This is a genomic window from Agrobacterium sp. CMT1 (assembly GCF_037203725.1).
Taxonomy (GTDB): domain Bacteria; phylum Pseudomonadota; class Alphaproteobacteria; order Rhizobiales; family Rhizobiaceae; genus Agrobacterium; species Agrobacterium pusense.
This window is the reverse complement of sequence record NZ_JBBCAR010000016.1, coordinates 216,012-237,532: the sequence shown is the minus strand read 5'-3', so window position 1 is coordinate 237,532 and position 21,521 is coordinate 216,012. Positions and strand designations below refer to the sequence as shown.

The 21,521-nt window shown below is 59.3% G+C and carries 19 protein-coding genes and 1 tRNA gene; 12 read left to right on the top strand and 8 right to left on the bottom strand.

All coding sequences use genetic code 11. The features are described 5' to 3' along the window. Positions 1-2: 2 nt before the first annotated feature. Both WA845_RS19235 and uvrA read right to left on the bottom strand, forming a co-directional pair. Complete coding sequence (locus WA845_RS19235; protein ID WP_112554854.1) at positions 3-803, bottom strand: DUF72 domain-containing protein; 801 nt, start codon at positions 801-803, stop codon at positions 3-5. A 56-nt stretch (positions 804-859) separates the two neighbouring features. After that, entirely contained in the window at positions 860-3,781 is a 2,922-nt protein-coding gene (gene uvrA, locus WA845_RS19230; RefSeq protein WP_004441722.1) for an excinuclease ABC subunit UvrA, read from the bottom strand. A gap of 264 nt (positions 3,782-4,045) precedes the next feature. On the opposite strand from uvrA, the gene WA845_RS19225 reads away from it, so the two are divergent. After that, positions 4,046-4,624: a single-stranded DNA-binding protein gene (locus WA845_RS19225; RefSeq protein ID WP_048902810.1), complete on the top strand. Its 579-nt coding sequence runs from the start codon at positions 4,046-4,048 to the stop codon at positions 4,622-4,624. Positions 4,625-4,657: 33 nt separating this feature from the next. Next, complete coding sequence (locus tag WA845_RS19220; RefSeq protein WP_234882499.1) at positions 4,658-4,921, top strand: hypothetical protein; 264 nt, start codon at positions 4,658-4,660, stop codon at positions 4,919-4,921. A 53-nt stretch (positions 4,922-4,974) separates the two neighbouring features. On the opposite strand, the gene WA845_RS19215 is transcribed toward WA845_RS19220, so the two are convergent. Then, positions 4,975-6,123, bottom strand: coding sequence for a CBS domain-containing protein (locus WA845_RS19215; RefSeq protein WP_045534849.1), 1,149 nt, complete (start codon positions 6,121-6,123; stop codon positions 4,975-4,977). A 127-nt stretch (positions 6,124-6,250) separates the two neighbouring features. Next, a complete protein-coding gene (locus WA845_RS19210) occupies positions 6,251-6,880 on the bottom strand; it encodes a MarC family protein (protein ID WP_035208833.1) in 630 nt (209 codons plus the stop codon). A 216-nt stretch (positions 6,881-7,096) separates the two neighbouring features. Here WA845_RS19210 and gyrA point away from each other — a divergent pair, with 216 nt between their 5' ends. After that, positions 7,097-9,889 carry a DNA gyrase subunit A gene (gyrA, locus tag WA845_RS19205; protein ID WP_035208830.1) on the top strand — a complete coding sequence of 931 codons (2,793 nt, stop codon included), beginning with the start codon at positions 7,097-7,099 and terminating at the stop codon, positions 9,887-9,889. 92 nt (positions 9,890-9,981) lie between these two features. Here gyrA and WA845_RS19200 read toward each other — a convergent pair whose 3' ends face one another. The 3 genes from WA845_RS19200 to WA845_RS19190 all read right to left on the bottom strand — a co-directional run bounded on the left by WA845_RS19200 (position 9,982) and on the right by WA845_RS19190 (position 12,677). Then, positions 9,982-10,242, bottom strand: coding sequence for a hypothetical protein (locus WA845_RS19200; protein ID WP_004441743.1), 261 nt, complete (start codon positions 10,240-10,242; stop codon positions 9,982-9,984). An 82-nt stretch (positions 10,243-10,324) separates the two neighbouring features. Then, positions 10,325-11,818 carry a D-alanyl-D-alanine carboxypeptidase gene (locus WA845_RS19195; RefSeq protein ID WP_077987111.1) on the bottom strand — a complete coding sequence of 498 codons (1,494 nt, stop codon included), beginning with the start codon at positions 11,816-11,818 and terminating at the stop codon, positions 10,325-10,327. Between the two features lie 139 nt (positions 11,819-11,957). Continuing rightward, positions 11,958-12,677, bottom strand: coding sequence for a hypothetical protein (locus WA845_RS19190; RefSeq protein ID WP_004441745.1), 720 nt, complete (start codon positions 12,675-12,677; stop codon positions 11,958-11,960). Positions 12,678-12,808: 131 nt separating this feature from the next. Here WA845_RS19190 and WA845_RS19185 point away from each other — a divergent pair, with 131 nt between their 5' ends. The 3 genes from WA845_RS19185 (at position 12,809) to WA845_RS19175 (ending at position 13,985) form a co-directional block, all read left to right on the top strand. Continuing rightward, positions 12,809-13,072 carry a hypothetical protein gene (locus WA845_RS19185; protein WP_004441746.1) on the top strand — a complete coding sequence of 88 codons (264 nt, stop codon included), beginning with the start codon at positions 12,809-12,811 and terminating at the stop codon, positions 13,070-13,072. Between the two features lie 15 nt (positions 13,073-13,087). Next, positions 13,088-13,315 carry a hypothetical protein gene (locus WA845_RS19180; RefSeq protein ID WP_045534851.1) on the top strand — a complete coding sequence of 76 codons (228 nt, stop codon included), beginning with the start codon at positions 13,088-13,090 and terminating at the stop codon, positions 13,313-13,315. 580 nt (positions 13,316-13,895) lie between these two features. Then, a tRNA-Ser gene (locus WA845_RS19175) sits at positions 13,896-13,985 on the top strand. Positions 13,986-14,109: 124 nt separating this feature from the next. Here the strand turns inward: WA845_RS19175 and WA845_RS19170 are convergent. Next, complete coding sequence (locus tag WA845_RS19170) at positions 14,110-14,448, bottom strand: hypothetical protein (RefSeq protein WP_004441749.1); 339 nt, start codon at positions 14,446-14,448, stop codon at positions 14,110-14,112. A 315-nt stretch (positions 14,449-14,763) separates the two neighbouring features. On the opposite strand from WA845_RS19170, the gene WA845_RS19165 reads away from it, so the two are divergent. The 6 genes from WA845_RS19165 (at position 14,764) to WA845_RS19140 (ending at position 21,521) form a co-directional block, all read left to right on the top strand. Next, positions 14,764-15,852 (top strand): septal ring lytic transglycosylase RlpA family protein, encoded by a 1,089-nt coding sequence (locus WA845_RS19165; RefSeq protein WP_006697463.1) that lies wholly within the window; start codon positions 14,764-14,766, stop codon positions 15,850-15,852. A gap of 71 nt (positions 15,853-15,923) precedes the next feature. Beyond that, positions 15,924-17,096 (top strand): serine hydrolase, encoded by a 1,173-nt coding sequence (locus tag WA845_RS19160; RefSeq protein ID WP_112555112.1) that lies wholly within the window; start codon positions 15,924-15,926, stop codon positions 17,094-17,096. A gap of 137 nt (positions 17,097-17,233) precedes the next feature. Beyond that, positions 17,234-17,908: a dTMP kinase gene (gene tmk / locus WA845_RS19155; RefSeq protein WP_004441759.1), complete on the top strand. Its 675-nt coding sequence runs from the start codon at positions 17,234-17,236 to the stop codon at positions 17,906-17,908. Next, positions 17,901-18,926, top strand: a complete 1,026-nt coding sequence (locus WA845_RS19150; protein WP_107339683.1) for a DNA polymerase III subunit delta' — start codon at positions 17,901-17,903, stop codon at positions 18,924-18,926. The genes tmk and WA845_RS19150 overlap by 8 nt, the downstream gene beginning before the upstream one ends. 250 nt (positions 18,927-19,176) lie before the next feature. Continuing rightward, positions 19,177-20,727 (top strand): methionine--tRNA ligase, encoded by a 1,551-nt coding sequence (gene metG / locus WA845_RS19145; RefSeq protein WP_006697458.1) that lies wholly within the window; start codon positions 19,177-19,179, stop codon positions 20,725-20,727. A gap of 11 nt (positions 20,728-20,738) precedes the next feature. Further along, positions 20,739-21,521 carry a TatD family hydrolase gene (locus WA845_RS19140; RefSeq protein ID WP_006697457.1) on the top strand — a complete coding sequence of 261 codons (783 nt, stop codon included), beginning with the start codon at positions 20,739-20,741 and terminating at the stop codon, positions 21,519-21,521.

Here is a 21,521-nt window from a genome sequence, read left to right as displayed (position 1 = left end):
GCTCAGACCGCCTTTTGCAGTTCCTGCGCACCATTAGGCGCGTTGACCTTGCCGCCGGTAATGAAGAAAGCGAAAACGTCGCGTGGGGTCTTCTCAACCTTCCGATCCGGCGCGATCAGCGGCAGATCGTCCGGCACACCGCCACTGGCATAGGTCTTTACCCGCTCAGCCCAGTGCGTGATCTCTTTTTTCGGATAGCAGGTCTCGATGTCGTCCTCGCCCTTCTGCAGGCGGCAATAAACGAAATCGGCCGTTACGTCAGGCAGCATCGGATAATCGTGATGGTCAGCGCAGACGACGGCGACCTTGTGCCTGGCAAGAAGTTCGATGAATTCCGGAACCTGGAATGTCGGGTTGCGCACCTCCACGACATGGCGAAGAGTGAGCCCGTCCTGCTTTTCGGGCAGCAGCGCCAGAAATGCACCGAAATCCTCCGCATCGAATTTTTTCGTGGGCGCAAACTGCCAGAGGATGGGACCGAGATGGGACCCGAGTTCCGTCAACCCCTGCGTCAGGAACTTCGTGATCGACTCACCTGCCTCGGCCAGAACCCTGCGGTTGGTGACAAAGCGGCTTGCCTTTAGCGAAAACACGAAATCCTCGGGCACTTCGGATGCCCATTTCGCAAAGGTCTCCGGTTTCTGGCTGCTGTAATAGGTGCCGTTCACCTCGATTGCCGTGAGCTGCCGGCTGGCGTGTTCCAGCTGGCGTTTTTTCGGCAGTTTTTCGGGATAAAAAGTGCCTTCCCAGGGCCCGAAGGTCCAGCCGCCGATACCGGTGCGGATCGTGCCTGATGTCGACATATCTAGTTCCTCCTCCGGCCTTCGGCCTTTCGAACCTTTGCGACGAAAGCTGCGGCTTACTCCGCAGCCTCCCGTTTTCCGGCCGGCCGGCGCTCCAGAAGCTCCTTCAGGAAGTGGCCGGTATAGGAACGCTCCACCTTGACGATGTCTTCCGGCGTGCCCGTGGCCACCACTTCGCCGCCGCCCGTGCCGCCTTCAGGCCCGATATCGATGATCCAGTCCGCCGTCTTGATGACTTCGAGATTATGCTCGATCACCACCACGGAATTGCCCTGTTCCACCAGCGCATGCAGCATTTCGAGCAGCTTGTTGACGTCGTGGAAATGCAGGCCCGTCGTCGGCTCGTCGAGAATATAGAGCGTGCGGCCCGTCGAGCGCTTCGACAGTTCCTTGGCGAGCTTGACGCGCTGCGCCTCGCCGCCTGAAAGCGTATTGGCCTGCTGTCCGACCTTGATGTAACCGAGGCCGACATCGAAGAGCGATTGCAGCTTGTCGCGCACGGCGGGAACGGCGGCGAAAAATTCGACGCCCTCCTCAACCGTCATATCCAGCACGTCGGCGATGGATTTGCCCTTGAAGGTGACGTCCAGCGTCTCGCGGTTATAACGCTTGCCGTGGCAGACGTCGCAGGTGACGTAGACGTCAGGCAGGAAGTGCATCTCGATCTTGATCACCCCGTCGCCCTGACAGGCCTCGCAGCGGCCACCCTTGACGTTGAAGGAGAAACGGCCGGGCGCGTAACCACGAGCCTTGGCTTCCGGCAGGCCGGCGAACCAGTCACGGATCGGCGTAAAGGCGCCGGTATAGGTGGCCGGGTTGGAGCGCGGCGTGCGTCCGATCGGCGACTGGTCGATATCGATCACCTTGTCGATGAATTCGAAACCATCGATGCGGTCGTGTTCGGCCGGGATTTCACGCGCGCCCATGACCCTGCGCGCCGCCGATTTATAGAGCGTCTCGATCAGGAAGGTGGATTTGCCGCCACCCGAAACCCCGGTTACGGCCGTGAAAACACCGAGCGGCACAGCGGCCGTGACATTCTTCAGGTTGTTGCCGCGTGCGCCGAAAACCTTGATCTCGCGGCCCTTCTTCGGTTTGCGGCGCTCAGCCGGCACGGCAACGCCGAGTTCACCGGAGAGATATTTGCCGGTCAGCGATTTCGGATTGGCCATCACTTCCTGCGGGGATCCTTCGGCAATCACCTGGCCGCCGTGAATACCGGCCGCCGGGCCGATATCGACCACATAATCCGCCGTCAGAATGGCGTCCTCATCATGTTCGACCACGATGACGGTGTTGCCGATATCGCGCAGATGTTTGAGCGTATCCAGCAGGCGCGCATTGTCGCGCTGGTGCAGGCCGATTGAGGGCTCATCGAGAACGTAGAGAACGCCGGTGAGGCCAGAGCCGATCTGCGAGGCCAGACGGATACGCTGGCTCTCCCCGCCCGACAGCGTGCCCGAATTGCGCGACAGGCTGAGATAATCCAGCCCCACATCGTTGAGGAATCGCAGGCGTTCGCGGATTTCCTTGAGAATACGGACGGCAATTTCATTCTGCTTCGCGTTCAGGCTTTCCGGCAGCACCTCGAACCAGTCGCGCGCCGTCCGGATCGACATTTCGGTGACTTCACCGATATGCAGCTTGTTGATCTTGACCGCTAGCGCCTCCGGCTTCAGGCGGTAACCGGCGCAGGCCGGGCAGGGGGCTGCCGACATGTAGCGCTCGATTTCCTCGCGCGCCCAGGCGCTGTCTGTCTCTTTCCAGCGCCGCTCCAGATTGGGCACGATGCCTTCGAAGTTCTTGACTGTCTTGTAGGAGCGGGCGCCGTCCTGGTAATTGAACTCGATCTTGTCGTCAGTGCCCTGAAGAATGGCGTGCTGCGCCTCCTTCGAAAGATCGGACCACTTGCTCGAGAGCTTGAATCCGAAGGCCTTGCCCAGTGCCTCAAGCGTCTGGTTGTAATAGGGCGACGATGATTTTGCCCAGGGAGCAATGGCCCCGTCCCGCAGGGTGCGGGCTGGCTCCGGTACGATCAGGTTCTCATCCACCTTCTGCTGCGAGCCAAGGCCATCGCAGCTGGGGCAGGCGCCGAAGGGGTTGTTGAAGGAGAAGAGACGCGGTTCAATTTCCGGAATGGTGAAACCGGAAACGGGGCAGGCGAATTTTTCCGAAAACAGCACCCGCTCATGGGTCTCGTTGAGAGACTTGTTGGCGGAACCACCGGCGGCTGTCTCTTCGGGCGGCAGGGGCCTGTCGGCAAATTCTGCAATTGCCAGCCCGTCGGCAAGCTTGAGGCAGGTCTCGAGACTGTCGGCAAGACGCGCGGCCATATCCGGGCGCACGACGGCGCGGTCAACCACCACGTCAATGTCGTGTTTGTACTTCTTGTCGAGAGCAGGAACGTCGGCGATCTCGTAGAACTGGCCGTCCACTTTTACACGCTGGAAGCCCTTCTTCATCAGCTCGGCAAGTTCTTTCTTGTACTCGCCTTTGCGGCCGCGCACGATCGGCGCGAGGATGTAAAGACGCGTGCCTTCCTCGAAAGCGAGGATGCGGTCGACCATCTGGCTGACCGTCTGGCTTTCAATCGGCAGGCCCGTGGCCGGCGAATAGGGGACACCGACACGCGCGAAGAGCAGGCGCATATAGTCGTAGATCTCGGTGACCGTGCCGACCGTGGAGCGCGGGTTGCGCGAGGTGGTCTTCTGTTCGATGGAGATTGCCGGCGACAGGCCCTCGATCTGGTCGACATCCGGCTTCTGCATCATTTCCAGGAACTGGCGCGCATAGGCCGAGAGGCTTTCGACATAACGGCGTTGGCCTTCGGCGTAGATCGTATCGAAGGCGAGCGACGACTTGCCTGAACCGGAAAGCCCGGTCATGACGATCAGCTTGTTACGTGGCAGATCGAGATCGATACCCTTGAGATTGTGTTCACGGGCACCACGGATGGAAATCGTCTTCAGTTCACTCATGACAAGGCTCGGACAAAAATAACAGGCTGGATGGCGGCGCGTCCTTATGTAGTGACGCAGCCGGACGTGTCGAGGTCTATTCCCTATCGGTCGCAGCTTTTCACGATGCTTGACTCGAAATCTGCAATTCAATAGAACAAAAAAGGAACGAATTGCAAGCGCGAATGTCTGCCCCCACAGCTTAAGATTATTCTTTGTGGATAGTTCCATGCTTGCGGTGCCCTTTGCGGGCGGCGGCAGCTATTGTGTGCCGAATTTTTTGAAATGCAATTGCCGGTCATGATGGCCGGCGGACAGGATGACGAGATGGCTGGTAGCGTAAACAAGGTAATTCTGATCGGAAACGTGGGCGCTGATCCCGAAATCCGCCGGACGCAGGATGGCCGACCCATTGCCAACCTGCGCATCGCCACCTCGGAGACCTGGCGGGACCGCAACAGCGGCGAGCGCAAGGAGAAGACCGAGTGGCACACGGTCGTCGTCTTTAACGAAGGCCTGTGCAAGGTCGTCGAGCAATATGTGAAGAAGGGCGCCAAGCTCTATATCGAAGGCCAGTTGCAGACCCGCAAATGGCAGGACCAGACCGGTAACGACCGTTACTCCACCGAAATCGTGCTGCAGGGCTTCAACTCCACGCTGACCATGCTCGATGGTCGCGGTGAGGGCGGCGGCCGTAGCGGCGGCGGCGACTTCGGCGGCGGTAATGATTATGGCAGTGGCGGCGGCTCCAGCTATGGCGGCGGTTACGACCAGCAGTCCTCCTCGCGCGGCGGTTCTTCCCGTGGTGGCAACCAGCCTTCGGGCGGATTCTCCAACGACATGGATGACGATATCCCGTTCTGATCGGACCGGGGACGAAGAAACGTGTGACAGGAGGTGAGCTTGACTGACGAAACCCTGCAGCCAAAACAGCCCGCCACCTGGCGCATCATCCTCGCTTTTTTTCTCGACTTCTGGACGGCGTTTTTCGCCGCCGGATTTCTGGTCGCGACGGTAGCGGGAGGGCGAACGCCCGAAGGTTTTGCCCTCAACGGTGCGCCCGCCTTTATCGCCTTCGTGCTGATCATTGCCTATTTTGTGGTGCTCGGGCGGTTCTTCGGTGGCACACTGTGGCAGCGCCTTTTAAAGGCGAGACGCTGACATCGGGCCTTGCCGTTTTTTTAAGAGAAGAACACTTCGACGCCCGGGGCAATTTATGCCGCGACTTTGTCGGCCAGCATCGCCACCATGACATCGGATTGCGACACGATGCCGACCATCTTACCCCTAGCGTCGATGACAGGCAGATAATGCAATCCTTCCTCCGCAAAGCGGATGATTGCTTCCTCGATTGGGGTTTCCGGCCGCACGGTTTTAACTGGCGATGTCATGATGTCCTTGACCGTATCGTTGGGGGCACTTGCGCCTGACAGGATGAGGCGAAGACGCTGCAGGAAACCGATCGAGGGACGACCGTTTCTCCAGCTCGCCTTTTCCAGAAAGTCTGTCTGGGTGACGATGCCGACGATTTCGGCGCTGTCATTGGTGACGGGCAACGCCTTGAAATGATGGCTTTGCATCAGGGCATGCGCGTGGCGCAGGCTGTCATCAGGGGCGACGCCGACCACATCCCGGGACATGACACTTTCGCAATCGAGATGCAGCGCGCGACGCCGGTAGGAGCGCAACTCTGTCTTCCGCAGGATGGTTTCCAGCGCGTCGCGGTCGATATCGATGAACTCGTCATATTCCTTCAGCACGTCGTCGAGATCGGTGGAGGAAAAGCCGATTTTCTGAATGGGTGTCGGATCGGCTGTCCCGTGCGCGGCCTTGCCAAGCTTCAGACCGTGTGGATAGGCGCGGCCAGTGGCATTGTTGTAAGCGAAGGCCAGGGCAAGAAGGATCAGCGAATTTCCGGCGACCGGCCATAGCAGGAAACCATAGCCGAGGCCATGTATGGCAGGGCCGCCCAGAACGGCCGTCAGCGCCACCGCACCGCTCGGCGGATGCAGGCAGCGCAGCGCCATCATGGCGGCGATGGCCAGGCTGATGGCGAGCGCGCTTGCGAGAAACGGATCCGGAACCAGCAGCGCCACCGTCACCCCGATAAAAGCCGAGACGAAATTCCCGCACAGGATCGACCAGGGCTGCGCCAGCGGGCTGGAGGGTACGGCGAACAACAGGACGGCCGAAGCCCCCATTGGCGCGATCATGGCGGGCAGCGTGGGATCGAAACGAAGAGCGAAACTGGCGAGAATGCCAGTCAGCAGTATGCCGACGAAGGCGCCTGTGGCGGAGCGGAGCCTTTCCCTGTTGCTGACGGGTGCGGCATCGGGAATGATGCGGCGCAGCGTGGAACGCATGGAGATAACTTTCGAATCCGAAATGACACGCGTCTTTTAGCCGAAGCGCCAGCTGAATTTAAGGGAGGATTTTCCGGCATTTCAGCGGTGGCAGGAATTTATTGCGTTGGTGTCGCGCAGGGACGGCTCAGAAAGCGAATGCGGATTTGATCCCGTCGACCACGAATTGCACCGACAGTGCAGCCAGCAGCACGCCGAGAAGCCGGGTAAGGATGGCGCGGCCGGTATTGCCGAGAAAGCGGTCCATCCGTTCCGAGACGATCAAGGCCGCGTAAACGAGAGCCATCGCGAAAGCGAGGATAAGGATGAGCACCACCATCTCGACCGTGGTCTTCATTGAGCCGGCAAGCAGAACGGTGGCGGAAATAGCACCCGGCCCGGCAATCAACGGCAGGGCCAGCGGGAAGACCGCGAGATTGTGGAGATGGTCCTTGGTAATGGCGATTTCCGAGGTCTTTTCCTTGCGCTCCTGGCGCTTTTCGAAAATCATTTCAAAGGCGATCCAGAACAGGAGAAGGCCGCCGGCGATGCGGAAGGCGCCCAGCGAAATTCCGAGCAGATTGAGGATTGCGAGGCCGAAGAGGGCAAAGACGGCAAGGATACCGAAAGCGATGATGGAGCCGCGCAACGCCACCTGGCTGCGCTGGTCACGGGTCATTCCGGCAGTCAGCGCCAGAAAGACGGGCGCAAGCCCAGGCGGATCGAGTGTGACCAGAAGTGTGGTAAGCGCATTGATGAGCGTTTCGCTGCTGGCCATTCTTTCCCCGTTGGTTTTGTTTTTAGGCCGGAGCCTACGCAAGTCGCGGGCACTTTGAAAGAGAGCGCCACGCATTTGGGCGGCTAAATCGTGAAAAGCGGCGTTCGTCTTGCAAATGACGCAAAAGCCTGTTCAAAACTCGCCGGGAAATTGGCTTAACGTGGCTGTTTCCGCTATAAAAATCCATCCGATTCTTAACAGAGAATGTGATCCGTTTTGACTGACCAGAGCCCCCCCGGCGGCGGAAAGCTTCCGCCAGGCATTGAACCGATTTCCATCATGGAGGAAATGCAGCGGTCGTATCTCGATTACGCCATGAGCGTTATCGTGTCCCGCGCGCTTCCCGATGTGCGAGACGGCCTGAAGCCGGTTCATCGCCGTATTCTGTACGGCATGTCCGAACTCGGCATCGACTGGAACAAGAAATACGTCAAATGCGCCCGCGTCACCGGGGACGTGATGGGTAAATTCCATCCGCACGGCAACTCGGCAATCTATGACGCGCTGGCGCGTATGGCGCAGGACTGGTCGCTCCGCCTGCCGCTGATCGACGGCCAGGGCAACTTCGGCTCCATCGACGGTGATCCGCCGGCCGCTGAACGTTATACTGAATGCCGTCTGGATAAGGCCGCGCATTCGCTGCTTGACGATCTCGACAAGGAAACGGTCGATTTCCGTGACAACTATGACGGCACCTTGCAGGAGCCGGTCGTCATTCCGGCCAAGTTCCCGAACCTGCTGGTCAACGGGGCAGGCGGCATCGCGGTCGGCATGGCCACGAACATCCCGCCGCATAACCTGTCAGAGGTTATCGATGGCTGTATCGCCCTGATCGACAATCCGGCGATCGAGCTGCCGGAACTGATGCAGATCATTCCGGGCCCTGATTTCCCGACCGGTGCGCTGATCATGGGCCGTTCCGGCATCCGCTCGGCTTACGAAACGGGCCGCGGATCGGTCATCATGCGTGGCCGCGCGACGATCGAGCCGATGCGTGGAGACCGCGAGCAGATCATCATCACCGAAGTTCCCTACCAGGTGAACAAGGCGTCGATGATCGAAAAAATGGCTGAACTGGTCAAGGAAAAGCGCATCGAGGGCATTTCCGACCTGCGCGACGAATCGGACCGCCAGGGTTACCGCGTCGTCATCGAATTGAAGCGCGACGCCAATGCAGACGTCATCCTGAACCAGCTTTACCGCTACACACCGCTGCAGACCTCGTTTGGCTGCAACATGGTGGCGCTGAACGGTGGCAAGCCCGAGCAGATGACGCTGCTTGACATGTTGCGTGCTTTCGTGTCCTTCCGCGAAGATGTCGTCAGCCGTCGCACGAAATATCTGCTGCGCAAGGCGCGCGAGCGGGCGCATGTGTTGGTCGGTCTGGCGATTTCCGTCGCCAATATCGATGAGGTCATCCGCGTCATTCGGCATGCTCCCGATCCGGCTTCGGCCCGAGAAGAACTGATGACGCGTCGCTGGCCTGCACAGGATGTGGAAAGCCTGATCCGCCTCATCGATGATCCGCGCCACCGCATCAACGAAGACGGGACTTACAACCTTTCCGAGGAACAGGCCCGCGCCATTCTCGAATTGCGTCTTGCGCGCCTTACGGCGCTCGGCCGCGATGAAATTGGCGACGAGCTGAACAAGATCGGCGCTGAGATCAGCGAGTATCTGGAAATCCTGTCATCGCGCCTGCGCATCATGCAGATCGTCAAGGACGAGCTTTCCGCCGTCCGCGACGAATTCGGCACGCCACGCCGATCCGAGATCGTCGAGGGCGGCCCCGATATGGACGATGAAGACCTCATCGCCCGCGAAGACATGGTCGTGACCGTTTCGCATCTCGGTTACATCAAGCGCGTGCCGCTGACGACGTATCGTGCACAGCGTCGCGGCGGCAAGGGTCGCTCCGGCATGGCAACGCGCGATGAAGATTTCGTCAACCGTCTGTTCGTTGCCAACACCCATACGCCGGTCCTGTTCTTCTCCTCGCGTGGCATCGTCTACAAGGAAAAGGTCTGGCGTCTGCCGATCGGCACGCCGCAGTCCAAGGGCAAGGCCCTTATCAACATGTTGCCGCTGGAACCAGGCGAGCGCATCACCACCATCATGCCGTTGCCCGAGGACGAAACGACCTGGGAAACGCTTGACGTGATGTTCTCGACGACGCGCGGCACGGTTCGCCGCAACAAGCTCGGCGATTTCGTACAGGTCAACCGCAACGGCAAGATCGCCATGAAGCTGGACGAGGAGGGCGATGAAATCCTCTCCGTCGAAACCTGTACGGACCGCGACGATGTGCTGCTGACGACCGCGCTCGGCCAGTGCATCCGCTTCCCCGTGGACGATGTACGCGTCTTTGCCGGCCGCAATTCCGTCGGCGTGCGCGGCATCAACCTGGCCGAAGGCGACCGCATCATCTCCATGACCATTGTGGGCCATGTGGAAGCGGAGCCGTGGGAGCGTGCGGCTTACCTCAAGCGCTCGGCTGCCGAACGGCGTGCCGCAGGCGTGGATGAGGACGATATCGCGCTCGTCGGTGAGGAAGTAACGGAAGAGGGCGAACTCAGTGAGGAGCGCTACCAGGAACTGAAGGCGCGCGAAGAATTCGTGCTGACGGTTTCCGTGAAGGGCTTCGGCAAGCGTTCCTCGTCTTACGATTTCCGCACTTCAGGCCGCGGCGGCAAGGGCATCCGCGCCACCGATACCGCGAAGACGTCGGAGATCGGTGAACTTGTCGCGGCCTTCCCGGTGGAAGAAGGCGACCAGATCATGCTGGTTTCCGATGGCGGACAGCTCATCCGTGTGCCTGTGAACGGCATCCGCATCGCCAGCCGCGCGACCAAGGGTGTGACAATCTTCTCGACCGCCAAGGATGAGAAGGTGGTTTCCGTGGAGCGCATCAACGAGCCTGAAGGCGACGACGAGGCTGAAAATGGCAATGGCGAGGAGGCGGATGACAATCTGCAGACCACGCCGGAGGCACCGGAAAGCGAGGCGTAAGCCGCCTCGTTTTTCACATCAGGATCAACAAAAACCCCGCGGTGCCTGTGCGCCGCGGGGTTTTTCTTTGGGTTTCCGTCTGGTGCGGTCTGTCAGCGAATACGTATATGAACCGGTGAGCGCCCCGACCGACGGGCGACGTGCAGGTGAATGCTGGCTTCCGGCTGGTTGGCGCGCCAGGCACGGGCGCCATGCGAGAGCAGCAACGCCACGAGATCACGCGTTTTTGCCTTGGAACGGTTGAGACCGAGATCGGCGATACGCATCGCCGCCTCATGAATGGGATGCAGAACCGACAGGCTGCCATGCCCGTTGCCAGACGCAATGTCCGAATAATTCTCGTTGACTGCCATCTTGGAAAGCCTCGCTACTCATTACACAATTCGAGGAGACAGGCGATGTTCGAAACAGAGAGCACCGCCTGCGGGAACGTCTTCACTGAAGGGATGCCCAGCAGCTGACGCCTTTCTTTTTCAATGCATTGCATGCATTCACCGCGGCATTCTGGCCGTCGAAGCCGCCGAAACGGGCGCGGTATATCTGGGAGCCGTCCTTGCTGTAGGCCACCGTGAAGGGCTTGGCGGAACGCAGTGCCGCACCGCCTTTTTCCTGGGCGCTCTGCAGCAGGCCGCGCGCGGAATTTTCGTCCGGCGATGCGCCAATCTGGATGACCCAGCCGCCCTGCGGCGCGTCAGACCTTGCCGCAACGGAAGGTACGGAGGCTGCGGAAGCCGAGGTGGAAGCCGTGACGATATTATCGACCTTGGTGGAATTGGTTATCAGCTTGCGATCGGGCGCGGAGGGCGCCTGACGGATGGGATCCTTGCCCTTCTGCCAAGTAGCCGCTTCCATTGCCTTGACGGCTGCATTGGAAGAGGACCCAGCAAAGGCGGTAACCGGCGCTTCCTCGTAACGCGTCTGCGGAACGGGTCCGGCATTGGGCAGGCCGGCATCCGTGGCGGCGACGGCGACAGAGGGAACGGCGGCGGCCACAGCGACCGGCTCTTCGACCGGGGCGGAACGCGTCTGTGCAATCAGGTTGCTGTTGCCGCCACGCGACGCCTGCGGCAGATAGGTTGCAACCAGTTTGCGCATGGTGGCGTCACGGGCGGCGCTGGAGCGACCGCCGAGAACGACGGCGACAATGGAGCGCCCGTCGAGCTGCGCGGAGGTGGCAAGATTGCTGCCGGCTGCACGCGTGTAACCGGTCTTGATACCGTCGACGCCCTTCACGGTTCCGACGAGGCGATTGTGATTGCCGATCACCTGCTTGCCGAAATTAAAGGTGCGGGTGGAGAAGTAACCGTAATATTGCGGAAAATGCTGGCGAAGCGCGATGCCGAGGCGGGCTTGGTCGCGCGCCGTGGTCATCTGGGCTGTATTGGGCAACCCGTTGGCATTGCGGTAGGTCGTGCGCGTCATGCCCAGGGCACGGGCCTTTGCGGTCATCATTCTGGCGAAACGGTCTTCTGAGCCGCCGAGATATTCACCGAGCGCCGTCGCCATGTCGTTGGCCGACCGGGTAACGAGAGCAAGGATCGCCTGCTCGACCGTAATGCTGCCGCCAGCGCGCACACCGAGTTTGGACGGCGGCTCCTTGGCTGCATTCGCCGAAACCGGCACCTTGGAATCAAGAGAGATACGTCCGGCACTGAGGGCTTCGAACGTCAGATAAAGCGTCATCATCTTTGTGAGCGAAGCCGGGTAACGCAGCCCGTCGGGATCCTCGCCGTAAAGCACCTTGCCGGTCTTCGCATCGATGACGATGCCCGCATATTTCGGATCGGCCTTTGCGGTCTGGACGGATGTTGCGGTTATGAACGCCGCCGCAAGCGTCAACGCCACAAACCTTACAAAAGACCCAGTACCCGCTTTGCGCGAATGTGCCCAAGATAGACTTTTCAACACTGCTGAACTCTTCAATCGCATATTTATGTTCCGCTCGGACACGCCCCGCCCGAATGCTCCGGGTAGAAACTTTATCGGGATGGCGTTACCAAGTGGTTTATGAAAGGTATCCGCCTTCCATAAAATGCGACTTTTCACACGCGATCTGTCTCGTGCCGTGTCACGGGTTTTCGTCTTTTACGAGGCGTTTCTCGACATAGCGTGTCACGGCCGCGTCTAGCGCCTGCCATTGCGGCAGCAGGTTGGCCGAGAATCGGTAGAACAGGCTCAGGTCCTGGCCGACGTGGATATCTCTCTGACAATCGCTACCCGTTGTTTCCTGAGGCGTCTGCGGCAGCAGGCAGCGCACCACATAGACGCTTTCGCCGTCGCGTCGGCCGGTCAATATGACTTCCTTGCCATAACCGGAATCAGCGCGCAGCCGATGGAGCAGCAGTCCGTGCTTCAGGGGCGTCGGCTCACCTTCTATAAGTCGGGTATAAATCGGCTCGAAACGTCCTGACATGTCCTGCGACATGGTGCTCTGCGACAGCTGAACGAAAATCAGCCCGACTGCATTTTTCGGATCGTCGAAAAGGGCACGATTCGAATCTCGATACCCCGCAAGGTCGGGCCAGGTGAGGTAGAGGTCGGCGCGCTCGTGTGCACCACTGTCACGATCAGACGGATTCCGAAGGGTGTTTTTTGCCAGTTTCAGCCGGTCGTTGCCGATCGTGATCTCCACTTCGTCGGTCGACGTGGTGTGTCCCGCCTGAATAATTCTGTCGCCATACCATTTCATGCCGAAATTGAGCGCAGTGAGAAGGGCGGCAAGGGCTCCGCATATGACGATGACGCGTCTTATGAGAGAAGAGGAAAGGAAGCCTGTGTCGCTATGCATGAGCTTTCAAACTCGTTCTGTCCGCCGGGTTTTCGGCGCGGAAATAACAGGCAAAGCTTTAACCCGCGGCGATCGCCATTGAAATGATGTTTTGCCGCTGCTACCTGATAAGCGCAAGCAAAGGACGGCATATGGCAGCGCGTGACAGATATTCCCGGAAACTCGAATGTTCCAAATGTGGGCATCAGGGTTTTGCCGAGGCGTCCGAGTCGGATGACAAAACCCGCCGGGACGTCGATTTCCGCATTGACGAAATGCCCCGGGGATTTCGCGCAGAACGCCCGTCGGGCGACCCCACTGACTTCATGATCCGCTGCGCCCAATGCGGCAACATATTCCGCTTCCTGCAGAAAACCGCCTATGCGCCGGGAGGCGAGCCGCGCGTCAAGGCCTGAACGGAAGGTGCCGGCATGACTTTACCGCAACAGCCCAACGGAGCGTCGCAAAGGCGCAAACCAATCTGGCCCTGGATCGTTCTGCTGGTGCTCACGCTCTGCGCGATCTATTCCTATAACCGCGCCAACGAAATCATCGCCGAGTTGTCCGATACCTTGCCGCCGGCGCTGCTGAACCTCTTCGAGGACCTTCTCCGGGGGGAAGGCCGGCACGGCCATGGCGGGCCCAGCATCGGCGTTTGAGTGAGACGCCCGCCGTAAAGGGTCGCCCATCCTCCGGCCGCATATCATGTCATGACCATAAAAGAAAAAAGCCCCGCAAAGAGGCGGGGCAGGTTGATCGCTCGGGGAAAGTTGGGCAATGCCCGGGAGCGATGAGTGGGATATAAGAGACAATGATGCGGACGCGATAGGCCACTTCCGTCCCAAACAGTACGCCAATGCACAAATTTCACTTAATCCGCAGATTTTTGAACGATGAATTTGACGGATCTGTAAGACAACTTGACAGGCTTTCGCTTTATTCTTTGCTTGCCTCGAATTGCACATATTCTCCTTTAACGTAACGTGACATGAGCAGACGCATGGATAAATCCGGAATCCTCTTTGTGGCGCTTTTGTTGGTGCTTGTTGCAATCGTTTTGAGCCTTACGCTGTTCGATACAGCTCAGCAGGTCCCTTCGATACCTTCAGGTGACGGCTCCCTGCTGCCGCCCGCAGCGACCCCGGGGCAATGATCCGCCCACTGTGAGAGAAGGAAGACGATGCTTGTCGGAGCGGGATTGACGCCCTTTTTCAAACCGCTATAAAGCCTCACCACCATGGATGGGTGTCCGAGTGGTTTAAGGAACCGGTCTTGAAAACCGGCGTGCGTGAGAGCGTACCGTGGGTTCGAATCCCACCCCATCTGCCATCAAGCGCAACATCATTCCTAATAATGTCGCGACGAGGCATGTTCCTGCAGCGTTTGGGCATCGCGAAAATTCCGTACGAATAAGAAACCCGCCTTTCGGCGGGTTCCAGGCAGCGGTCGTGGATCAGATTTCCGGACAGCCTCGTTCATTTGCGAAGGTGATCCGGTCGGGTCCCCGGCGCGTGAAGCCTTCGACAACAACGCGGCCCGGCGTGACGCGCACGACTTCGGGATCACGAAGGCCTGCTTCACGGGCCGCGGCGCGGGCTTCGCGTTCGCTGCAGCCACGCATGCGTGGAGGACCCCGGCGGTCCATGTCCCGATCACGGTCGCGGATGACGGGACGGACGCCATCCGGGCCGATTCTGAGCTCCATATCCTGGGCACCGGCAGGCATAGGTGCGGCGAAGGATACCAGGGCGATGCCAATCGCCAGACCTGTGGTTTTCATAAAATTTATCATGTTTCCTCCCTCAGCCGAAACCGGCGGAAGCTCGTTTGTTTGCGCGGAGAAAACGCGGTTACCGCTGCTTTGTTCCTTGCGAGGCTGCGAGGGGAGGACTTGCGGCGGGCGGATTCCGCCGTGGAGGGGCATGCCGAAAAGATAGAAATCATTAACCACGTTCGTTACAATTTTATCGAATTTGCAAAAGTCGTTCGCATTTTCGCCACGTTATGCACAAGATTAAGCGACTGTTAGGTGCTTCGATGGCAGGGGCAATATCGAGGCAAGTGAGGGTGCGGTTCTCCGAGCCAATAACAGCGTGGGGCAGACGATTTGAATTCTACGGTCAAGAAAACAGGCATCAGCGCCAGGTCGGGCGTGAAGTGGCTTGCAATTTCCGTGCTTTGCGCTGCAACGGCGTCGTGTTCCACCACCTCCGAGACAAAGCCTAAGCCCAAGCGCAGCAAGGAATATTTCTCCGAATCCGAATATGGCGTAAAGGCCAGCCCGCGCGTTGCCGATGGAAAGAACATCCCGAAGGGTGGCGGACGCGAGCTGCTGGGTAACGCCTATACCGTCAAGGGCCGCCGTTACTTCCCGAAAGAAGAGCCGGGCTACAACAAGGTTGGCCTTGCTTCCTGGTATGGCTCTGCCTTCCATGGACGCCTCACGGCGAATGGCGAGGTTTACGACAAGGAACATCTTTCTGCCGCACATCCGACATTTCCGCTGCCGAGCTACGCGCGCATCACCAATATGGATAATGGCGCGTCGGTGCTCGTCCGTGTCAACGACCGTGGTCCGTTCCACGAGGGCCGTCTGATCGACGTTTCCAGCAAGACGGCAGATCTTCTGGACATGAAGGCGACGGGGACAGCAAATGTACGGGTTCAATATGCGGGCCGTGCGCCGCTCGACGGCCATGACATGCCTTACCTGATGGCTTCCTATATTCCGAAGGGTTCGCGTTCGCCGGGCGTCGCGCCTGAAGGGCAGATCGCGACCGGCGTGATGGTTGCTTCGGCCTCGCCGAATTTCGTGCCGGCGCCGACATCGAACCCGAATTATGCCGGCTCGGCTCAGACCGCGCTCGTTGGTTCCAAGAAGAATGCGGCGCTTCAGGCCATGCCACTCGTCAACGGTGTACAGCCCGCATTCGAACAATTCGCGATCCTGCCGGAAATCGGCCCGATCCTGGCGGAGCGCCCCGAAGGTAACTTCCTGCGGGAACCAGCGGCTCCAGGCGGCAATTATCTGCGTGTGCCCACGCCGTCTTCCAAATATGCAGCGGCCTATTCCGAAGAATCCGCCGCCGTATCCAAAACCGCAAAGGTGTTCGACACCGTGCTCGTCAATCGTGACGGCTTGAGCGAAGAGTCGATCCTCGCCCATGTGAAGCGTCAGCAGGCGAAGTCACGCTGACGGATTAAGGACACCGGCACACCGTTCTCATGGCGGGCGGCCGGTTGTGGCAGACAGCACTGGGCGGTTTCATGCGCAAGACCTTTCATCGCTCCTATCTGTCGGCCGTCGCGGCGGCCGCTTTTGTATTTTTGAGCGCCGGCGCGGCGCAATCGCAGACAGCGCCCTTCATCGCCAAGGCCGAGCAGGCCTATATGATCGATGCCGAAACCGGTACGGTGCTTCTTGCCCAGAATGAGGATCAGTCCTTTCCGCCCGCATCGCTTGCCAAGCTGATGACGGTGGAGGTGGTGCTGGATGCGCTGTCGAAAGGACAGCTGGCGTCGGAAACGGCCTATCCCGTTTCGGAATATGCCTGGCGCACGGGCGGAGCCCCATCGCGAACGTCAACCATGTTTGCCGCCCTGAAATCCTCCGTTGGCATCAATGACCTTCTGACCGGAATCATCGTGCAGAACGCCAATGACGGCTGCATCATCATCGCCGAAGGCATGGCGGGATCGGACGCTGCCTTTGCCAAGCGCATGACGGCACGGGCCGGCGAACTTGGCATGAACCGCAGCACGTTTGCCAATTCCACCGGACTTCCCGATTCCGGAAACCAGACGACCGCCAGGGACATGGTGCGCCTTGCCCAGCATCTGCATGACACCTATCCAGACCGCTACTCGTTGTTTACGAAGCCGGACTTCGAATGGAACCGGATTTTCCAGCGCAACAAGAACACGTTGCTGATGCCGGGAAGCGGTATAGACGGTCTTGGCCTCGGTTTTGCAGAAGGCAGCGGTTTTGCCGCCGTGGTTTCGGCGGAGCGGGAAGGGCGCCGCATCTATCTGGCGCTTGCCGGCATCGCAGACGACAAGACGCGGCAGGAGGAAGCGCGCAGAGTGGTGGACTGGGGCCTGACCGCCTTCGAAAAACGCCGCCTGTTCAGCAAGGATGAAGTGGTTGGCTCCGTCAGCGTGTATGGCGGCGATGCCTCCTATGTCGACCTTTCTCCGAAGGACGATGTCAGCGTCCTGGTGCCCGTCAACAATCCGGAACGCCTCTCCGGACGTATCGTCTATCGCTGGCCGCTGAACGCGCCGCTCGATGTCGGGGCGAATGCCGGAACGCTGAAGATATTCTCGGGCGAGCGTCTATTGCGCGAAGTGCCGCTCTATACGAAGAGCCGGGTGAACAAGGGTTCGCTCACCCAGAATGCCGCAGGAGCATTGAAAGAACTTCTGCTGTTCTGGCTGTGAAGTGCGGTTCAGCACGCGCCTTTTCTCCTATGCTTTTGTTCAGGCACCGGTTTTTCTGAAAAGCGCTTCACACATTTCGGTCCGATGCTGTAAACAGGCATTTCAACATTGACGTGAATTCCTTGCAGGACGTGACATTGGCCGAAAAGACCGGATTGTTCATCAGCTTCGAAGGCGGCGAAGGCGCCGGCAAATCGACGCAGATTCGCACGCTTGCCGAGGCGCTTCGCGATCGTGGCTTCAAGGTGGTCGTAACGCGTGAGCCCGGCGGTTCGCCGGGTGCGGAGGCCGTAAGACATGTTCTCCTTTCCGGTGCGGCGGAGCCCTTTGGCGTCCGGATGGAAGCCATCCTGTTCGCCGCCGCGCGCAACGATCACGTCGAAGAGGTCATTCGCCCTGCGCTGGAGCGCGGCGAGATCGTGCTCTGCGACCGGTTTCTCGACTCATCCCGCGTCTATCAGGGCACGACCGGCAATCTGGAGCCGGATTTCATCGAGACGCTGCAGCGCATCGCGATTGATGGCGTCGTTCCGGAGCTGACACTGATTTTCGATATCGCTGCCGAAAAAGGACTTGCCCGCGCCAGAAAGCGTGCGGATGAAGGCGCGAAGCCCGATCGCTTCGAGAAAGAGGAAATCGAAACCCACGAGAAGCGGCGGGAAGCCTATCTCGATATCGCGCTTGCCGAGCCGCGTCGCTGCCGCATCGTCAATGCCGATCAGCCTGAAGAAAAAGTTGCGGAGGATGTCATGTCCTTCGTCGAGCCCTTGCTCGAACAGCTGGGGACCGAGGCGGGCAGGGCCCATGAGTGAGGTCCAGGGCGTTCTCGACGGTGCAATCGCGCCGCAGCAGAACACGAGGCTTTTTGGCCATGAGGAGGCGGAGGCGTTTCTCGCGCAGTCCTATCGCTCTGGCAAAGGCCATCATGCCATTCTCATCGAAGGGCCGGAGGGCATCGGCAAGGCGACGCTCGCTTTCCGTTTCGCCAATCATGTGCTGAACCATCCCGATCCTTTGTCGGCGCCGGAGTTTCTGCCAGACCCCGATCCGCAGTCGCTGGTCAGCCGGCAGATCACCGCCGGCGCCTCGCATAACCTGCTGCATCTCACCCGGCCCGTGGATGAAAAGACCGGCCGCGTGAAATCCGCCATCACGGTGGACGAGGTGCGACGGGCAGGGCATTTTTTCTCGCAGACCTCGGGCACCGGCAACTGGCGCATCGTCATCATCGATCCCGCCGATGATCTCAACCGCAATGCCGCGAACGCGATCCTGAAAATACTGGAAGAGCCGCCCAAAAGGGCGATGTTTCTCGTGCTCTCCCACGCACCGGGAAAATTGCTGCCGACAATCCGCTCACGCTGCATGCCGCTCAGGCTGCTACCGCTTTCGGATTCGGCCATGGTGCAGGCGCTCGATCATCTCGGCATAAGTCTCTCGGAGGAAAAGCGCGATGCCCTGCTTGCCGCCTCCAAGGGTAGCGTTGCGCAGGCGCTGAAGCTGATGAACTACGGCGGCTCCGATATTGTCGAGGCCCTTGCGGCAGTCATGAATGCCGACGGCCCGGGCGCCCGCAAACAGATGCACAAGCTCGCCGAGATCCTGGCCCAGAAGGATGGCGACATCGTCCTCGGTTTCTTCATGGAACATGTAACGGAAGATCTGATGGCGCGCGCGCGCGCGGCGGCCATGACGGGCGATATCACGGCTGCGGAAAGGCTGGCACGGCTTTCTTCGGCGCTCTCTGAACGCATCACCGTGGCGCAGGCCTATAATCTTGACAAGAAACAGATGGTGATTTCCATTCTTGAGGATATCCGGGGCGTCTAAGGCCGGAAAATCGTGAGGACCGAAGTTGCCTTTTCGGATTGGCCCACTCTAAGCCGCATTATCCCCGGGTTTGACACGTGAATCCACAACCCACTGAAATTAATGGATACTCGGCTCGAGCCCGAGGATGACGAATAGCCGGCAATATTGATATCATTGTACCAATTCGGTAGCTTTTTCTTTCGCTGCTGCGAACAATGGTTTAAGAGCGGTCTATCCAAAAAACAGCGCGTAAAGTCGATAGACCGTCATGACAGACAAGACACCATTCTACATCACCACCGCGATCTCCTATCCCAACGGCAAGCCGCATATCGGCCACGCCTATGAACTGATCGCAACGGACGCCATGGCACGCTTTCAGCGCCTGGACGGAATGGATGTGTTCTTCCTGACGGGCACAGACGAACACGGCCAGAAGATGCAGCAGACGGCACGTGCGGAAGGCGTTTCGCCGGAAGAACTCGCGGAGCGAAATTCCAATCAGTTTCTCGAGATGGGCAAGCTGCTCAACGCCTCGAACGACGATTTCATCCGCACGACGGAAGAACGACATCACGAGACCTCGCGCAATATCTGGAACCTGATGGCCGAGAGCGGCGACATCTACAAGGATAGCTATGCCGGCTGGTATTCCGTTCGTGACGAGGCCTATTACGCCGAGGACGAGACGGAAGTGCGCGCCGATGGCGTCCGTTACGGCCCGCAGGGCACGCCGGTGGAATGGGTGGAGGAGGAAAGCTATTTCTTCAAGCTCTCCGAATACCAGGACAAGCTGCTGAAGCTCTATGAGGAAAACCCCGACTTCATCGGTCCGGCGGAACGCCGTAACGAAATCATCTCCTTCGTGAAATCCGGTCTGAAGGACCTGTCGATTTCCCGCACCACCTTCGACTGGGGCATCAAGGTTCCCAATGATCCGAAGCACGTGATGTATGTCTGGGTCGATGCACTGACCAACTACATCACCGCAACGGGTTACCTCGAAGACAGGAACGGACCGCGGGCGAAGTATTGGCCGGCCGACGTGCATATCATCGGCAAGGACATCATTCGTTTTCACGCCGTCTACTGGCCAGCCTTCCTGATGAGCGCGAAGCTGCCGCTGCCCAAGCGCGTTTATGCACATGGCTTCCTGCTCAACAAGGGCGAGAAGATGTCGAAGTCGCTCGGAAATGTCGTTGATCCCGCCAATCTGGTGAACCATTTCGGCCTTGATCAGGTCCGCTATTTCTTCATGCGCGAAGTCTCCTTCGGCCAGGACGGCAGCTATAGCGAAGAGGGCATTGCCACCCGCATCAATGCCGATCTTGCCAATGGCATCGGCAATCTCGCCAGCCGTTCGCTGTCGATGATCGTCAAGAATTGCGACGGCAAGATCCCCACACCCGGTCCGTTCACCGACGAAGACAAGGCGATGCTGGCGTCTGCAGACGGTTTGCTCGCCATTTGCCGTGAGGAGATGGGCAAGCAGCTCATCCACCGCGCGGTAGCCGCCATTATTGCCGTCGTTTCCGAGACCGACCGCTATTTCGCCTCTCAGGAGCCTTGGGCGCTGAAAAAGACCGACCCTGAGCGGATGGGCACCGTGCTTTACGTCACGGCGGAAGTTGTGCGCCAGATCGGCATTCTCCTGCAGCCCATCATGCCGGGTTCCTGCGAAAAGCTGCTCGATCTCGTTGCGGCGCCAGCCGACAAGCGCGACTTCGCGGCGTTGGGCGAAGCCGGTCGTCTGGTGCCGGGGACACCACTGGAAGCTCCGAAGCCAGTCTTTCCGCGTTATGTCGCGCCGGAAGCGTGAAGGCGACCACGATGCTGATCGATACCCATTGCCATCTGGATTTTCCTGATTTCGAGGCGGAGCGCGACGACATCATCGCTCGCGCGCATGCCTCCGGCGTGAGCCAGATGGTGACGATCTCGACCCGGGTGCGTCGTCTGCCGGAGCTGTTGAAGATCACGGAAAAATATCCGTCAGTCTTTTGCTCGGTCGGCACGCATCCGAACAATGCCGATGAGGAACTGGATATCTCCGCCGATGAGCTGGTGCAGCTTGCCGAGAGTCATGAGAAGATCGTAGCGATCGGAGAGGCGGGTCTGGATTACTTCTACGACACGCAGAAGCCCGAAGACCAGAAGACCGGCCTTCTTCGCCATATCGAGGCGGCGAGACGAACGAAGCTGCCGCTTGTCATTCACAGCCGCAGTGCCGATGACGACATGGCCGCCATCCTGCGCTCCGAAAGCGGGAAGGGCGCATTTCCGTTCATTCTGCACTGCTTTTCCGCTGGTCCCGAGCTCGCAAAAACGGGTGTCGAGCTTGGCGGATATGTGTCTTTCTCGGGCATTCTGACCTTCCCAAAGTCGCAGGATATTCGCGATATCGCTGCAACCGTGCCTCTTGACCGGCTGCTTGTAGAAACGGACGCACCCTATCTTGCGCCGAAGCGCTGGCGTGGCAAACGCAACGAGCCTTCCTACGTCGTCAATACCGCGGAGGTTCTGGCCGAGGTGCATGGCATCTCCTTCGAGCGGATGGCCGAGATCACCACCGAAAACGCCTTCCGCTGCTTTTCCAAGATGACAAGGGTGTAG

Coding starts and splice junctions, on each gene's coding strand:
- WA845_RS19190 (WP_004441745.1), bottom strand. CDS start 12,677: ATGCATAGCGACACAGGCTTCCTTTCCTCTTCTCTCATAAGACGCGTC.
- metG (WP_006697458.1), top strand. CDS start 19,177: ATGACAGACAAGACACCATTCTACATCACCACCGCGATCTCCTATCCC.
- WA845_RS19225 (WP_048902810.1), top strand. CDS start 4,046: ATGCAATTGCCGGTCATGATGGCCGGCGGACAGGATGACGAGATGGCT.
- WA845_RS19180 (WP_045534851.1), top strand. CDS start 13,088: ATGACTTTACCGCAACAGCCCAACGGAGCGTCGCAAAGGCGCAAACCA.
- WA845_RS19215 (WP_045534849.1), bottom strand. CDS start 6,123: ATGCGTTCCACGCTGCGCCGCATCATTCCCGATGCCGCACCCGTCAGC.
- WA845_RS19170 (WP_004441749.1), bottom strand. CDS start 14,448: ATGATAAATTTTATGAAAACCACAGGTCTGGCGATTGGCATCGCCCTG.
- WA845_RS19195 (WP_077987111.1), bottom strand. CDS start 11,818: ATGCGATTGAAGAGTTCAGCAGTGTTGAAAAGTCTATCTTGGGCACAT.
- WA845_RS19200 (WP_004441743.1), bottom strand. CDS start 10,242: ATGGCAGTCAACGAGAATTATTCGGACATTGCGTCTGGCAACGGGCAT.
- WA845_RS19160 (WP_112555112.1), top strand. CDS start 15,924: ATGCGCAAGACCTTTCATCGCTCCTATCTGTCGGCCGTCGCGGCGGCC.
- WA845_RS19150 (WP_107339683.1), top strand. CDS start 17,901: ATGAGTGAGGTCCAGGGCGTTCTCGACGGTGCAATCGCGCCGCAGCAG.
- WA845_RS19210 (WP_035208833.1), bottom strand. CDS start 6,880: ATGGCCAGCAGCGAAACGCTCATCAATGCGCTTACCACACTTCTGGTC.
- WA845_RS19185 (WP_004441746.1), top strand. CDS start 12,809: ATGGCAGCGCGTGACAGATATTCCCGGAAACTCGAATGTTCCAAATGT.
- WA845_RS19235 (WP_112554854.1), bottom strand. CDS start 803: ATGTCGACATCAGGCACGATCCGCACCGGTATCGGCGGCTGGACCTTC.
- uvrA (WP_004441722.1), bottom strand. CDS start 3,781: ATGAGTGAACTGAAGACGATTTCCATCCGTGGTGCCCGTGAACACAAT.
- WA845_RS19140 (WP_006697457.1), top strand. CDS start 20,739: ATGCTGATCGATACCCATTGCCATCTGGATTTTCCTGATTTCGAGGCG.